9 protein-coding genes are annotated in these 14,317 nt (G+C 63.7%); 3 read left to right on the top strand and 6 right to left on the bottom strand.

Annotated features, from left to right (window positions below; genetic code table 11):
- Nucleotides 1–7: 7 nt before the first annotated feature.
- Nucleotides 8–754 carry an enoyl-CoA hydratase-related protein gene (locus UB48_RS16070; RefSeq protein WP_045198791.1) on the top strand — a complete coding sequence of 249 codons (747 nt, stop codon included), beginning with the start codon at nt 8–10 and terminating at the stop codon, nt 752–754.
- A 451-nt stretch (nt 755–1,205) separates the two neighbouring features.
- Here the strand turns inward: UB48_RS16070 and UB48_RS16065 are convergent, their stop codons facing one another.
- Entirely contained in the window at nt 1,206–1,706 is a 501-nt protein-coding gene (locus tag UB48_RS16065; RefSeq protein WP_045198789.1) for a GNAT family N-acetyltransferase, read from the bottom strand.
- A gap of 77 nt (nt 1,707–1,783) precedes the next feature.
- A complete protein-coding gene (locus UB48_RS16060; RefSeq protein WP_045198787.1) occupies nt 1,784–2,857 on the bottom strand; it encodes an NAD(P)-dependent alcohol dehydrogenase in 1,074 nt (357 codons plus the stop codon).
- 165 nt (nt 2,858–3,022) lie between these two features.
- On the opposite strand from UB48_RS16060, the gene UB48_RS16055 reads away from it, so the two are divergent.
- Entirely contained in the window at nt 3,023–3,700 is a 678-nt protein-coding gene (locus UB48_RS16055) for a DUF3313 domain-containing protein (RefSeq protein WP_045198785.1), read from the top strand.
- 60 nt (nt 3,701–3,760) lie between these two features.
- Here the strand turns inward: UB48_RS16055 and UB48_RS16050 are convergent, their stop codons facing one another.
- The 3 genes from UB48_RS16050 to UB48_RS16040 form a co-directional block, all read right to left on the bottom strand.
- Nucleotides 3,761–5,128, bottom strand: a complete 1,368-nt coding sequence (locus tag UB48_RS16050; protein ID WP_045198784.1) for a hypothetical protein — start codon at nt 5,126–5,128, stop codon at nt 3,761–3,763.
- Nucleotides 5,129–5,188: 60 nt separating this feature from the next.
- Complete coding sequence (locus UB48_RS16045; RefSeq protein ID WP_045198782.1) at nt 5,189–6,487, bottom strand: serine/threonine transporter; 1,299 nt, start codon at nt 6,485–6,487, stop codon at nt 5,189–5,191.
- Nucleotides 6,488–6,652: 165 nt separating this feature from the next.
- The gene (locus UB48_RS16040) at nt 6,653–8,029 is read right to left on the bottom strand and encodes an L-serine ammonia-lyase (RefSeq protein WP_045198780.1); all 1,377 of its coding nucleotides are present in this window, start codon (nt 8,027–8,029) and stop codon (nt 6,653–6,655) included.
- Between the two features lie 146 nt (nt 8,030–8,175).
- Between UB48_RS16040 and UB48_RS16035 the strand changes: the two genes are divergently transcribed.
- Nucleotides 8,176–9,135: a LysR substrate-binding domain-containing protein gene (locus tag UB48_RS16035; protein WP_045198779.1), complete on the top strand. Its 960-nt coding sequence runs from the start codon at nt 8,176–8,178 to the stop codon at nt 9,133–9,135.
- Between the two features lie 33 nt (nt 9,136–9,168).
- Here the strand turns inward: UB48_RS16035 and UB48_RS16030 are convergent, their stop codons facing one another.
- Nucleotides 9,169–14,259 carry a DUF6543 domain-containing protein gene (locus tag UB48_RS16030; RefSeq protein ID WP_045198778.1) on the bottom strand — a complete coding sequence of 1,697 codons (5,091 nt, stop codon included), beginning with the start codon at nt 14,257–14,259 and terminating at the stop codon, nt 9,169–9,171.
- Nucleotides 14,260–14,317 lie beyond the last annotated feature (58 nt).

Below are 14,317 nucleotides of genomic sequence, written 5' to 3'. Positions count from 1 at the left end.
GCACGCCATGAACGAACTGATCACCCGCGAACTGCACCAGGGCCTGCTGACCCTGACCTTCAACCGCCCGGACAAGCTCAATGCGTTGAACAACGCCATGTACAGCCAGCTGGGCGAGCTATTGCTGGCGGCCCAGGAGGATGCTCAGGTCGAGGTCATCCTCCTGACCGGCGGCGTGCAATGCTTCAGCGCCGGCAACGACCTCAAGGACTTCCTCGACAACCCACCCAGCGACATGGACAGCCCGGTGTTTCGCCTGATGCGCGTGGTGCTGGCACTGGACAAGCCGCTGATCGCAGCGGTTGCCGGCGCCGCCATCGGCATCGGCGCCACCTTGCTGCTGCACTGCGACCAGGTACTGGTCAGCCGGTGCACTAAACTGCGCATGCCGTTCGTGCCGCTGGGGGTATGCCCGGAGTTTGGCTCCAGCCTGCTATTGCCAAGCCTGCTCGGCCATGCCCGGGCGGCGCGCTTGTTGCTGTGCAATGAACTGCTCACAGGCGAACAGGCCGTCGAATGGGGCCTGGCCAATGAGCTGCATGAAGATGGCGAACAGTGCCTGGCGGCGGCGCGCAAGCTGGCGGCACGGTTACAGGCCCTGCCCCAGGATGCGCTGCGCATCAGCAAGCGCCTGCTCAAGGATGCCCATCGCCAGGAACTGGCCGACACTGTTCAGCGTGAAGGCCTGCTGTTTATCGAACGGCTGCAAACGCCACAGGCGAAGGCGGCGTTGCGGGCACTGGTCAAGGATTGACGCTCCCGGGGCTGCCTTGCAGCCCATCGCCGGCAAGTCCGGCTCCCACATGCTGACCCTGTGGGAGCTGGCTTGCCAGCGATCGAGTGCGCAGCGCTCGTAAATTCAAGCGACTCTGAGGTACAGCAAGGCATGCACCAGCGCGTCTTCGGCGCTGACACCTGCACACACGCTGAATAGCGGCGGATACTTGTCCGGGTCGCCAAACCCGGTCACCGAACATTCAGTGACCGAGCGAGCCTAGTGTGCAGACCTTCCCCGGGCAAGCTTGTGAGATCGACAGATCTGCGTAGGATAGGTCCTAGGACCTGAAATTGGCTAGCGCTTTGCCGGCCTCATCGCTGGCAAGCCAGCTCCCACAGTGGCCGGCGTGACGCTGAACTTGTGGGAGCTGGCCTTGCCAGCGATCGAGTGCGAAGCGCTCGTAAACCCAGGCAACGCCGACTTTAAATCAACACCTCAACTCATACCGCAACCGCGCATTCGCCCCAGCCGCCGACGCCACCCGCCTGAACCCCAGCCCCTCCACCAGGCGCTGGCACGCAACATTGGCCGGCGACGTGGTCAGCCACAACAGCGAACCTTCGAGCATTGGCAACAGCGTTTCCAGCGCCTCGGTCATCAAGCCCTGCCGGGCATGGGCCTCGGCGATCCAGTAACCCAGGCCGACCTTGCCCTGGGCATCCGGGCGCACACCGAGGCAACCGATCAGCTCACCACTGGCGAGGAACAGGTAGTAGCGTTTTTCACCCTGGGGCGCTGCCCAGTTCTGCCGGGCCTGGAGCAGGCTTTGGCGCGCCTGCTCCAGGGTCCAGTCGTCACGGGCCCAGGGCAGAAACTCACGGTGAAAATCGAAGTTGGCGTTGAGCACCGCCTGCAGTTGCGCAGCGAAGGTCAGTTCCGGGGCGTGGAGTTTCAGCTGTTTGCTGCGCAAGCGGCGGGGCAGGTCCATTGCGGGGTCCAGGGGTGGTAAGGATTGACCAGTATTGCATAGTCAAAATCATTGCGAGCGCTTTGCGCTCGACACACTCAAGGGGTAATCGCCACCTTCATCACCCCATCCCGCTGATGGGCAAACAACTCATACGCCGCCTCAATGTCATCGAGCTTGAAGTGATGGGTCACCAGCGGCTTGAGGTCCACCTGGCCGCTGCCTACCACTTCCATCAGCCGGCGCATGCGCTCCTTGCCGCCGGGGCACAGGGTGCTGACGATGCGGTAGTCGCCAAGCCCTGCGGCAAAGGCGTCCAGCGGCAAGCGCAAGTCGCTTGAGTACACGCCCAGGCTCGACAAGGTGCCGCCGGGGCGCAGCACCCGCAACGCTGATTCGAAGGTCGATTGCGTGCCCAGCGCCTCGATGGCGACGTCAACCCCACGGCCATCGGTGAGCTGCATGATCTGCTGGACCACATCGCCCTGGTTGAAATCCACCACATGGGTTGCACCGAGCTTGTGCGCCACTTCAATCCGCGCCGCGACGGTATCGACGCCAATGATCGTGGTCGCGCCCTTGAGCCGCGCGCCGGCGACGGCACACAGGCCAATCGGGCCGAGGGCAAAGACCACGACCGTGTCGCCTATCTGCACCTCGCCACGCTCGGCGCCAGAAAACCCGGTAGACATGATGTCCGGGCACATCAGCACCTGCTCGTCGCTCAGGTGATCGGGAATGGCGCAGAGGTTGGCGGTGGCATCGGGCACCAGCAGGTACTCGGCCTGGCTGCCGTCGATGCTGTTGCCGAATTTCCAGCCGCCCGCCGCACGAAAGCCGTGGCGGGTATCCGGGCCGTCCTGGGCGCCGCAACCGCACAGGCAGGCAAAGCTGTGGCCGCTTGGGGTGATGGCGCCGGCGATCACCCGCTGGCCTTCGACAAAACCCTGTACCTGGGAGCCGAGCTTTTCGATCACCCCCACCGGCTCGTGGCCGATGGTCAAGCCCTTGGCCACCGGGTACTCACCGCGCAGAATGTGCACGTCGGTGCCGCACAAGGTTGTGGTGGTGATGCGGATCAGCGCATCCAGCGGGCCTACTTCGGGGATCGGCTTTTCGTCCAGCACGATGCGGTTCTTTTCAACGAAAATCGCAGCTTTCATCTTGGCCATGGCGGTGTCCTCGACGGGGCGGTAGTGATTGTCCACCCTGCGCCCGACAGGCCAGGGTGCGCTTGACCGGGGTCAATGAACTGGCGGCCAGGCCAAGAGCTGCTAGCGTTGTTCAGGCGATCAATTCCCCGTCCCGTGCGGTCATTGCCAAGGATACGAACGTCGATGAAACCCACCTTGCGCTCCACCCTGCTCTGCTCTGCCCTTATCGTCCTTGCCGGTTGCTCCAGCAGCCAGGTCGACCCCAGCCAGTACTCCGGGTTTCTCAAGGACTATAGCCGCCTCAAGCCCGCCGAAAGCAGCTCCGGCCAGCCGGTGATGCGCTGGATCGACCCACAAGTGAAGGCCGCGCGCTTTACCCAGGTGTTTATCGAGCCCAGCCAGTTCTACCCCAAGCCCCAGCCTACCGCGGCGATTTCGCCGCAAATCCTCAGCCAGATCACCCAGTACTACAACACCGCGCTCAAGCGTGAACTGGGCGCCGAATTGCCCTTGGCCCAGGGCCCGGGCCCCGGCGTGCTGGTGGTGCGCCCGGCGATCACCGCGGTATCGACCAAGACCGAAGGCCTGAAACCCTACGAAGTGATCCCCATCGCCCTGGTGGCCGCTGCGGTCAATACCGCCGCCGGCGGCCGCGACCAGGAAGTCGACATCGCCACCGAGGCGGCCTTCCTCGACGGCGGCAATAACAAGGTGATTGCCCAGGTGGTGCGCAAAGGCACCGGCGAGGCCCTGGAAAACGACACCTCAAAGCTGGCCCTGGAGAACGTCAAGCCGGTGCTGGACGGTTGGGCCAGTGACCTGCGCAAAAGCTTCGCCAAGCTCAAGAGCGAGTCGCGCTAGCCGCTGACCACGCGCCGAGATCACAGGCTGATCTCGGCGCGCGATCGCCTGGTTGAGAATTCACAACAGCGAGGGTTCCGGGAGCAGATTGCGCTTATGCAAAAAGCTGCAAAACTCCTCACTTTGCAGCTCATGCTGATACTGCTGTTCGATGTCCTGCAACAGCGCATTGGCCTGCTGCAGCAGCGCCGATGAGTCATGAAGGCGGTGCAGATGACGGCCCAGGCATTGCTCGATGGCGTCGAGGATGGGCCGAGGGTCGATACGCTCGAGCTTCTGATCCAGCGACATCAGCTCGCTGTTGCAGAGGTTGCGCTCGATGCGCTCGTGGTCGAGGTTGCCGTCCTCGTCCGTGGCCCCATACATATAGGAATGCTCGTACTCCGGGTTCGACATGATGGATTGGATAATCGCAAACTCCTGGTGCTCGACAAATTCCTGCAGATGAGTGACCAGGTGACGGGCGGTCAGTTGCTGAAGGTCTTGCCCGAATTCCTCGAGTGCTTGCGCATCGAACTTCAACGCCTCGAGGGCTTCGGCCTCCTCCAGCAACTCCAGCACCTTCGGCTTGTGCAAAGAAAGCTGGTCATTGAGCGAGTGGACCAGGCTCCAAAGCCTGAACAGCAGCGCTTCATCCTTCACCTGGGCAAAGTCGTCGGTGCCATACAACTCATCGAACAGTTCCTCGACCAGGGTATGCGGCGCACTGGCCTGGCCTATTTTCGATAGCAGCCGGTACAGCGCAACGCGATCGCGGCATTCAGGCGCCAGGCAAATGTAGCCGCTCAGGCCTTTCAATGCCGCGCGCAGTTGCAGGGCCTGGGCGACATGGCTGGCGGCGGTGTCGATCTTCACCCCCTCGATCAGCGCATCGGCATAGGCCTGGGCAGCGCTGCGCCGACAGATGCGCTGACAGAGCATGCGATCATCCAGCACGCGGTCAAACAAGGCATTGGCGCAGGCATTGCCAGGATCTTCGATGCGCACCAGGGCTTCATGAAAGCGATTGAAGTAGAGCTTGTCTTCGATCCCGTTGAAGTAGGGTTCGGCAGCACCCGAAAGGTTCTGCGAACCAAGAAAGCTCACCCCGCGATAGCTGAGCAGCTTGATGTGGCAAGCGCCATGCACAAACAGCTCGATGCCCGATTGCGGATCGAAATGCCTGAACAGCTTGCGGATCTGGCCGGCAAGCGCCTCGGAACCGATACTGTCAATGTTCGACAGGCCGATCATCACCCGGCAGGAGCCTTTGGCGCGTCGCAGGAAGGTGTTGTGCAGGTACTTGACCATCGACGCCAGATTGCCTGCCACGCCGTAGGTGATGATCCGCAGATCGTGCAACTCTTTTTCGGCCAGCGCCTGGGCAAAGGCGTGTTCACCATAGTGACGGTGCAGCACCGTGGCGCTGAGCTTGGCGATGGTTTTCATGCAGGTCCCTTGCGACTGAATGCTGGCTATAGGCTATAGCCAGCATATCAGAGGGGAACGTCAGGCAAAAAACGAAAACAGAATCGCCGACAGGGTAATCAGGCCAATCAGCACCACAAACACGTTCGAGGCCTTGCCCGAGTATTTACGCAGCGCCGGCACCTTGTGGATGGCGTACATCGGCATCAGGAACAGCAGGCAGGCGATGATCGGCCCGCCGAGGTTCTCGATCATGCCGAGGATGCTCGGGTTGAGGGTCGCCACGGCCCAGCAGGTGATGACCATGAACAACGCGGTCATCTGTTCCAGGCGCTTGCTTGAGACCTGTTTGCCACGGCTGCGCAGGCTTTTCACGATCATGCCCTGGAAGCCTTCGCTGGCACCGATGTAGTGGCCGAGGAACGACTTGGTGATTGCCACCAGGGCGATCAGCGGCGCGACAAAGGCGATCACCGGGGTCTGGAAGTGGTTGGCCAGGTACGACAGGATCGAGATGTTCTGCTGCTTGGCAGCGGCCAGGTCCGCCGGGCTCAGGGCCAGCACGCAGCTGAAGCAGAAGAACATCACCGTCAGCACCATCATCACATGGGCGCTGGCGAGGATCTTGCCGCTCTTGGCATCGGCCTGCTCGCCATAGCGGTGCTTCTGGTCAACGGCAAAGGCGGAGATGATCGGCGAATGGTTGAACGAAAACACCATCACCGGGATGGCCAGCCACAAGGTCTTGAAGAACAGCTCCAGGGGCATGCCTTCGCTGGCCTGGGCGAAGAAGGCGCCGTTCCAGTTGGGGATCAGGCTCACCGCCAGCAGCAACAGCGCGGCCACGAACGGGTAGACCAGCAGGCTCATGACCTTGACGATAATGCCCTGGCCGCTGCGCACCACGATCATCAGCCCGCAAATCAGCAGCAAGGCCAGCAGCGCCCGCGGCGGCGGGGTCATGTGCAGCTGGTGCTCCATGAAATTGCCCAGGGTGTTGGTCAGGGCGACGCTGTACACCAGCAGGATCGGGAAGATGGCAAAGAAGTACAGCAAGGTGATGAGCTTGCCGGCGCCGACGCCGAAGTGCTCTTCGACCACTTCGGTGATGTCTTCGCTGGCGCCGCGCTTGCCGGAAAGCACGAAGCGGGTCAGGCCGCGGTGGGCGTAGAAGGTCATCGGGAAGGCCAGTACCGCCAGTACCAGCAGCGGCCAGAAGCCCCCTACCCCGGCGTTGATCGGCAGGAACAGGGTGCCGGCGCCGATGGCGGTGCCGTACAGGCCCAGGACCCAGGTGGTGTCGTGACGGCTCCAGGCACGGCTTTGCGCAGGCGCGGCCGAGTCCACACGAACGGTCGTGGTGCTATTTACATCAGTCATCGATATTGCCTTGTAGTTGTTTTTGTTGCTTATGAACGAACTGCTTTGTTGCTGGGTAAAACCTGGGGCTGCTGTGCAGCCCATCGCCGGCAAGACCGGCTCCCACAGGAATGGTGCAATCCCTGTGGGAGCTGGCTTGCCAGCGAAGCCTTGCTTTTTAAACGATCAACACTCGACGAAGGCGACCGCCAGGCCGCCGCGTGACGTCTCCTTGTAGTTGGCATGCATGTCGGCGCCGGTGTCGCGCATGGTGCGGATCACCCGGTCGAGGGAGATGAAGTGCTCGCCATCGCCTCGCAAGGCCATCTGCACGGCGTTGATGGCCTTGACTGCAGCAATCGCGTTGCGCTCGATGCACGGCACCTGGACCAGGCCGCCGACCGGGTCGCAGGTCAGCCCGAGGTTGTGCTCAAGGGCGATTTCGGCGGCGTTTTCCACTTGCATGGGCGTTGCCCCCAGCACGTCGGCAAGGCCGGCCGCGGCCATGGCGCAGGCCGAACCGACCTCGCCCTGGCAGCCGACTTCGGCGCCGGAGATCGAGGCGTTCTTCTTGCACAGGATGCCCACCGCAGCGGCGCTGAGGAGGAAGTCGACGACGTCGTTGTCGCAGGCCTCGGGGTTGAATTTCATGTAGTAGTGCAGCACCGCCGGGATGATGCCGGCGGCGCCATTGGTCGGTGCGGTGACCATGCGCCCGCCGGCGGCGTTTTCTTCGTTGACCGCCAGGGCGAACAGGTTGACCCACTCCATGGCGCTCAGGGTCGAACCGATGACGTTGGGCTTGCCCAGCTCCTGCAGGCTGCGGTGCAGCTTGGCGGCGCGGCGCTTGACCTTGAGCCCGCCCGGCAAGATGCCCTCGTTGCGCAGGCCGTTGTCGACGCACTCGCGCATCGCCGCCCAGAGTTTCAGCAGGCCGCTGCGCACCTGGGCTTCCTCACGCCAGGCCAGCTCGTTGGCCATCATCACCTGGCTGACCCGCAGCTTGTGCTGCTTGCACAGCGCCAGCAACTGGGCGGCGCTGTCGAAGTCATAGGGCAGTTGCACCTGCTCGGCGCTGTTGCCGGCCATGCCCACTTGCGCGGCCTCGACGATAAAACCGCCACCGACCGAATAGTAGGTTTGCTGCAGCAACGAACCCGATGCGCTGCTGGCTTCCAGGGTCATGGCGTTGGGGTGATACGGCAGGCTTTCATCGAGCAGCAGCAAGTCGCTGGCGCAGTCGAATGCAATCGCCTGCGTGCCGTCGAGCATCAGTACCTGGCTCTGCTGCAGTTGCGCGATCAGCGGCTCGATGCTTTGCGGGTCGATCTGGTCCGGCCATTCGCCCATCAGCCCGAGCAGGCAGGCGCGGTCGGTGGCGTGGCCGACGCCGGTGGCCGACAACGAGCCGTACAGGCGCACCTCGACCCGGCTGACCTGCTCCAGCAGGCCTTGCTCACGCAGGGCCTGGGCAAAGGTTGCCGCCGCACGCATGGGGCCTACGGTGTGGGAGCTGGAGGGGCCGATGCCAATCTTGAAAAGGTCGAAAACACTGATAGCCATGCTAATGCCTGACCGAGGCAACAATCCATGTCACGCAACGGCACTGTTAAAAAATTGATGGGTGTCGCGAAGTTGCGCGATACTGCCCGGTCACTTGCGTGTTGACCAACGAAACTTTCTAAGCAAGCCTTTAGCAGAGCTAAACGATGAAGCGACAAATGAATGGCCAGATGTACGTCTGGCTGCATGTGTTTGCCTGTGCGGCGCGGCACCTGTCGTTCACCCGCTGCGCCGAAGAGCTGCACATCACCCCCGGCGCGGTCAGCCAGCAGATCCGCCAACTGGAAGAGCGCCTGGGCTTTCGCCTGTTCCTGCGCCGCGCCCGCGGCGTCGAGCTGACCGCCGAAGGCCAGCGCCTGGCGCAGACCGTCGGCGAAGCCTATGGCAGCATCGATGCCGAGTTGCGCCGCCTGGACGCTGGCGAAATCCGCGGCACCCTGCGCCTGCGCTCGATCCCGTCGTTTCTGGCCAAGTGGCTGACCCCGCGCCTGCCGCGCCTGCAGCAACGCTACCCGGACATCCAGCTGCGCCTGGTGGCCGAAGACAGCAGCCAGGCCTTGCACGAAGGCGACTTCGACCTGGCCATCGACCTCAACGACGGCAGCTACCCGGGCATGCATTCCACACCGCTGCTCGACGAACAGATCTTCCCGGTCTGCGCCCCTTCCCTGCTGCGCGGCCGCCCGCCGCTGCACGGCCCGGCGGACCTGGCGCACTACCCGCTGCTGCACGACATCACCGCCTGGCGCGGCAGTTCGGAATACGCCGAATGGGAGTTCTACCTCGAGGGCATTGGCGCCAGTGGCCTGGACGTGCGCCGTGGGCACACCTTCAACCGCAACCACCTGACCATCGAGGCGGCGATTGCCGGCATCGGCGTGGCCATTGCCCGGCGAACCCTGCTCAATGACGAGCTGGAACGCGGCGCGCTGATCGTGCCGTTCGGCCTGCCGATCGCCAACCACAAGCGTTATGTGTTGCTGTACCCGCCCGGTGGCCTGGCGCACCCGGGGGCGCGGGCGGTGCATGACTGGCTGGTGGAAGAAGCCGAAAGCTTTCGCGCGTTGCATGCCCAGGACGCCGGTGCGCTTGCCTTGCGCCGATAGTGCAGCGACGCAAGGCAAGGCCGTTCAGGCCGCTTAGCTTTCGCTGCTGCGGGTCAGTTCGAGGATGAGGCCGTGCTCGGCCGCAGTGCTGACTTCTTTCAACTGCTGCTCAGCGGTGAAGTAGCGCCCTTCCGACAGTGCCAGACGCTGCAGGTGCCCCTGCCCGTCCACGGGTGCATCGGGCAGGATCTGCTGCACCGCTCTGCGCACCTCGGGCGCCAGCGGCCCGTCGAACTCATGCCAGTCGTACAGGCAGCTCAACAGGTAGTCGGCGGCACCGCGCCATTGCTGTTCGAAGGTCGCAAAGCGCTGCCCGTGCAGTTTGCGCAAGTAGCGCTTCCAGCCATGTTGCAGCACCATCCATTGCTGCCTGGCCTCCACCTGGCTGCTCAGGCGCTGGACTTCGCGCTCGACATTCTTGATCACACGCGCGTCAACACCGGCCCTGTGCGCATAGAGCATGCCGCTGGACGGCTCGGGGAAGTCGAGCCGGGTGGCCAGTTCCTGACGCAACTTCAGGCGAATTTCCACCGGGTCGGACTCATGCTCCAGGTCCTGGTCGGTGAGGTTATCCAGCGGATCGAAGGCCGGCAACGGGCGGCTGCCGGCACGCATGGCATCGCGGCGCAGATCGCGGGCAAGGCCGATACGCTGGGCCAGGGAGTTGACCAGCTCGCGGCGGTAGAGCTGCTTGTACAAGCCGACCACTGCCGCCGTGCGCTGCAGCGGGTCAAGCGCCTCCTGGCTTTGGCGATAGGCGAGAAACTCGACTTCCAGGGCACTGAAGCCGTCGGCCCCGGCGTCGCCACAGGTTGGTGGGTAAGCGTCGGCAACCGCCTGCAAATCACTGAAAAGCTGGTCGGAACCTTGTGCGGCGCGCAGCAGCTCCCAGACCCTGGCGGACATGTTGTTGAAATCGAACCGGGCCTCGCTGGACTCCAGCGCCCGGTCGAGCACCAGCAACAGCGGGCGATGGGTGTCTTCATCGGGGAACAAGGTGTCCCACAGTTGCTGCTGTTCGGCGCTCGCCTCACGTAACCAGCCGGCGGCCAGGCCGCTGGCACGGCGACTGAACGGCATCCCCAGGCCGCGCAAGTGGGTGGCAGCGGCCTCGCTGAGCGGGTTCTGGTTGAGCAGCAGCCAGCGGCTGCGCTGGCCATCGGCACGCAACGCACCGCCAAAGGCCGTGGCCGCAAGGTCGGGAAGCTCGCTCAGCTCGTTGCTGCTCAGGTCCACCGTGCGCAGCGGATGCTCTGGCGGCTGCATCAGCTCCAGCAACCCTTCAGGCCAGTCTTCGAGCTGGCAGCCACGCAGGCTCAGGTGCTCAAGCATCCGCAGGCCGGCCAGCTGCGGCGCCCGGCCCAGGGGGTTGTCGGCCAGGTTGAGCTTGCGCAACCGCACAAGGCCGGCAAAGGCTGTGGCCCCGTCTTCGTCCAGCTGGATGTTATTGCGGGCAAGGTCCAGCTCCTGCAACGGGATTGCCGCCAGGGCTTGCAACTGCTCGGCATCGAGGGTCGCGCCATTGGCCCGAAAGCCCAGCGTGGTCAGGCTATCGAGCTTGCCCAGGGCATTGATCGCTTCAACCGGCAGCGTGGCCATCTGGTTACCGGTGAGGCCCAGCCCACGCAAGGCCCGCAAGCTTTGCAGCGGGTCGAACATGCGCGCATTGACCGCGATCTGGTTGCCCTCGAGACTGAGCAACCGCAGCTTGGTCCGGGTGCCAAGCGCAGCGGGTATCTCGGTCAGGCGGTTGTGGTCCAGGTTCAGTTCCCTGAGTTCGGTAAACGACGAAAGGAATTGCTCCGGCACTGCGCTCAGCTCCATCCGATGCAGGAACAAGCGGGTGACATGACGAAAGCGCACATTGATCGCTGGCAATCCGCCAGGCCTCCAGGAAGACAGATCCAGTTCATGTTTATGATCGCCACCCACACGGCGCCAGGCGGCTTTTAGCCGGTCACGAAGCATTTCCCGGTCCACGCGCTCGCCAGCGCTGGGTCGCTGCGCCACCCAGTTGTCGAGGGTCTGCCCGAGCTGGCGATACTCATCCTCCAGGCCCTGGATCGCAGCACCAAGGTCTTCATTGGCGAGTCTCAGCTGGTTCTTGATCTCGGAAATTTCATTGGCGCGCAACTCGGGGTACAAGGCACTCAAACGGCGATATTCGCTGGAACGCAAGGTCCCCACCGCGCCGCCCAGCGGGTAGCCACGGCGCCCGTCGGCCAGGCGCAACGGCGATTGCAACCAGGGCCGCGAGGGTTGCTGGCCGATCAGGGTCGAACAGCGGGCGCGATTGCCCAGGGCTTGCTGGGTCAGACGCTGGCGCAGTTGCGCGGGCTCGTAGATCTCTACCCCAAGCGACTGGCGCAGGGTGTCGGGCAGTGCGCGTAACAGCGCAGTAAAAAAGTCATCGCTCAGCCCCAGTTCATTACCGCGGGCATCGAAAACGCGATAGCCCCCCTCGTACTTGAGTATCGAGCGCAGCTCTGCCTCGCTGTCACCGACGCTGGCCAGCACCGCGCTGGCCAGCGTCTGTTGGTGTAGCTCAAGGCGAATACCGCTGTTCCAGCCGGGCAAATCGGCGAGCAATTGCAGTGCCAGGCGCTCGCTGTCCAGGGCCATTCGTGCAGGGAACACCAACCCTTCAAGGGCACGATTGAGGCGCAACTGGCGCTGATAGGCCCGGGCTTCTTCGGCCAAGCGTCCAGGTACGCGCGCTTGCTCGCCAATCAGTTGCCCACGCTCCTGGGCAGTGGCGTGCCGCACAATTTCCTCGGCAAGCGAATCAGGCAGCGAGGCGAAGTCACGCTGCAAGGTCCTGGCGCCCGGGCCGGGGGTACTTTCGACACTGGCGTACAGACTGTCGAACACCGCGCTGCGCTTGCGCTCTGCCAGATCGGCCAATTGCTCGCGCAAGGCCGGCAAGCGTGCCTGCTCGGGCAAATGCTCACCCAGCAGCTCGCTGCGTTGCGCCTCACTCAAGGCCTGCAACAGCACCTGGGCGAGCTTGCCGCTGCGCACATCGGCGGCCAGCACCTTGAAGGCGTGACCCTGGGGCCAGCGCTCCAGGCCATAGGTCTGCGATTCACCCCACAGCTCCGGCCCCCTGAACACCTGCAATACCCGGTTGGCCGGCCATTTGGGCAACTCGACCAGCAACGCCAGCGGATAGGTCATGCCCGCCTCCAGCGCCGCACCACTGCGGATATCGGCGACCATCCGGGTAATGCGCCGGTCCAGTTGCAGGCGCTGCAAGGTATCGGCCAGCAGCGGTGCAAGCGGCCCCTGCTCGACATGCATGTGGCGCAGCACGTCGTCGTCGACCCCGCTGATGTCGGCAGCCTGTGCCAGGCTGGCATCGTCCAGGCCCTCGGCCAGAACGCCGATGCGCCGCAGCAACTGGCCACGCTCCCAGTGCAGCGGCTGTTCACCCTGGAACTGCCAGGCGCCGTTACCGTAGTGTTTGAGCGGCGGCTCGAAGGCGTCGTTGTTGTCCGGGTGCCTGATTCGCCATTGTTGAAGACCGGCATCATAGCGTTGCTGGTACAGCTTGCCATCCAGGCGGATGTACAACTGATCGTTCAGCGCGTACTGCCCCAGGGCATTGGGCGCCAGGCCCTCGGGTAGTTGCACCGGGCTTGCGTAACCGCTCAGGTCAGGCTTCCACAAACGCACCTGGCCATTGGCCAATTCGACACGCTCAAGACCATCGACAAACAGCGACGGTTCGACGGCGCTGCCGGCGACCCCCAGCCCTGCGATCAAACCCAGGTTGACCACCAGCGACTCGACCTGCGCCAGGGCTTCGGCGGTTTCCCCGGCTTCCCAGGCCTCGACGCCATGGAACACATTGCCCATCAGTTGCGCGCCGGTCACCGCCAGCATCAACGGATTGAGCGCCGGGACTACAAACGCCGCCGCGTTGAGCACATTCAGGCCGATATCCAGCCAATGCTGCAAACGCGCCAGGCGCGCGGCGCGGTCTTCATCGGCGGTCGGCACCGCCAGTACCCGGGCATTGGCCTTGAGCCTGCGCACCTGCAGGCGCTGCAAGCGGCTCCACAGCTCGCCGTCGAGCGCATGTTCCTCGACCTGCAGGCGCGGGTTGAGGATCGGCTGGCGGATTTTTTCCTCGCCCTGGTAGCGTTCGGTGTACAACGCTTCATCCAGGGCGCGATTGAACTCCCGACGTTCGGCCTGGGGCACGCAGTTGAGGATCACCTGACGGTATTCAGCGTCGCGCATACTGATGGCCAGGTCGCGGGCAAAGGCGCTGGAAGAGACATACTCCTTGATCGGGTACAGCGGCGCGCCGGCGATCCAGGCCACACAGCGTTCAGTGACAGTGCTCACCGCCGGATCCGGGCCGATCAACAGCGCTCCGTCCAGCACGCTGCCCAGCACACTGATCTGCCGACAGACCACGGCTTTGCCATCGAGCCTGGGCGCACCGCCATCGGCCAGCAGTAGCAACGCGGCCTGTACTGCGTCGGTGATTTCGCCGTAGCTTCGCGCCCGCTGCACTTGCGCGACGAAGTCGGCCCGGGTCGCTGCCGTCATGCTGGCGGCCCTGACGGGGTCCTGCAGCACCTCGGCCAGGTGCTGCTGATACTGCCGACCCAGGTCGAGTTCGCGGCACAGGGCGACGAAACGCTCACAGCTCAGGCTCACGGTTTGACCTTGCGCGTCAGCCAGGTAGCTGAAAGGGCCCAGGTCTTCGTTGGCGCTGAAATTCTGCAGCGCCGCCTCAAGCAGGCTGCTGCTGTGGGTCGCGCCCTTGGGCAAGGTACGCCCGCCAAGGGTTTCAAAACCGACCTGGTGCAGTTGCGCCTTGAGCACATCCACTTCCACCCCATGGGCCTCACGTAATGAACGGGCCAACAGTGGTGCACAGAACTGGCTGATGCCCTTGAGCGCGGCAAGCTGCACTGCCAGCGCCTGGCGTGCAGCCCTCGAAGCCTTGAGCGCAGCCTGTAGCTGCGGCTCTATCGCCGACGGCAGTTGCTGGCTCTGCAGCAGGGTTTGAAAGTCTTTGGCCGCCAGATGGCTGACCCAGGCAGGAATCGCCGCGCCGATCAAGGTGCGGTGGAAAATCAACGCAGGGTTTGGCTTTGCAGGTGTCATTGGAAAAGTTCCTGACAGTGAGGGGCTGTCAGGAGAGCAGCACCGCCGTTGACGGCGG

Origin of the sequence: Pseudomonas sp. 2(2015) (assembly GCF_000955865.1) — a bacterium.
Lineage (GTDB): Bacteria > Pseudomonadota > Gammaproteobacteria > Pseudomonadales > Pseudomonadaceae > Aquipseudomonas.
The sequence above is the reverse complement of the archived record's forward strand: the minus strand, read 5'-3'. Positions and strand labels throughout refer to the sequence as shown.

What these genes read in the sequence shown, in the direction of transcription:
- UB48_RS16070 (WP_045198791.1), top strand. Translation starts at nt 8, where the DNA reads ATGAACGAACTGATCACCCGCGAACTGCACCAGGGCCTGCTGACCCTG.
- UB48_RS16065 (WP_045198789.1), bottom strand. Translation starts at nt 1,706, where the DNA reads ATGGACCTGCCCCGCCGCTTGCGCAGCAAACAGCTGAAACTCCACGCC.
- UB48_RS16060 (WP_045198787.1), bottom strand. Translation starts at nt 2,857, where the DNA reads ATGGCCAAGATGAAAGCTGCGATTTTCGTTGAAAAGAACCGCATCGTG.
- UB48_RS16055 (WP_045198785.1), top strand. Translation starts at nt 3,023, where the DNA reads ATGAAACCCACCTTGCGCTCCACCCTGCTCTGCTCTGCCCTTATCGTC.
- UB48_RS16050 (WP_045198784.1), bottom strand. Translation starts at nt 5,128, where the DNA reads ATGAAAACCATCGCCAAGCTCAGCGCCACGGTGCTGCACCGTCACTAT.
- UB48_RS16045 (WP_045198782.1), bottom strand. Translation starts at nt 6,487, where the DNA reads ATGACTGATGTAAATAGCACCACGACCGTTCGTGTGGACTCGGCCGCG.
- UB48_RS16040 (WP_045198780.1), bottom strand. Translation starts at nt 8,029, where the DNA reads ATGGCTATCAGTGTTTTCGACCTTTTCAAGATTGGCATCGGCCCCTCC.
- UB48_RS16035 (WP_045198779.1), top strand. Translation starts at nt 8,176, where the DNA reads ATGAAGCGACAAATGAATGGCCAGATGTACGTCTGGCTGCATGTGTTT.
- UB48_RS16030 (WP_045198778.1), bottom strand. Translation starts at nt 14,259, where the DNA reads ATGACACCTGCAAAGCCAAACCCTGCGTTGATTTTCCACCGCACCTTG.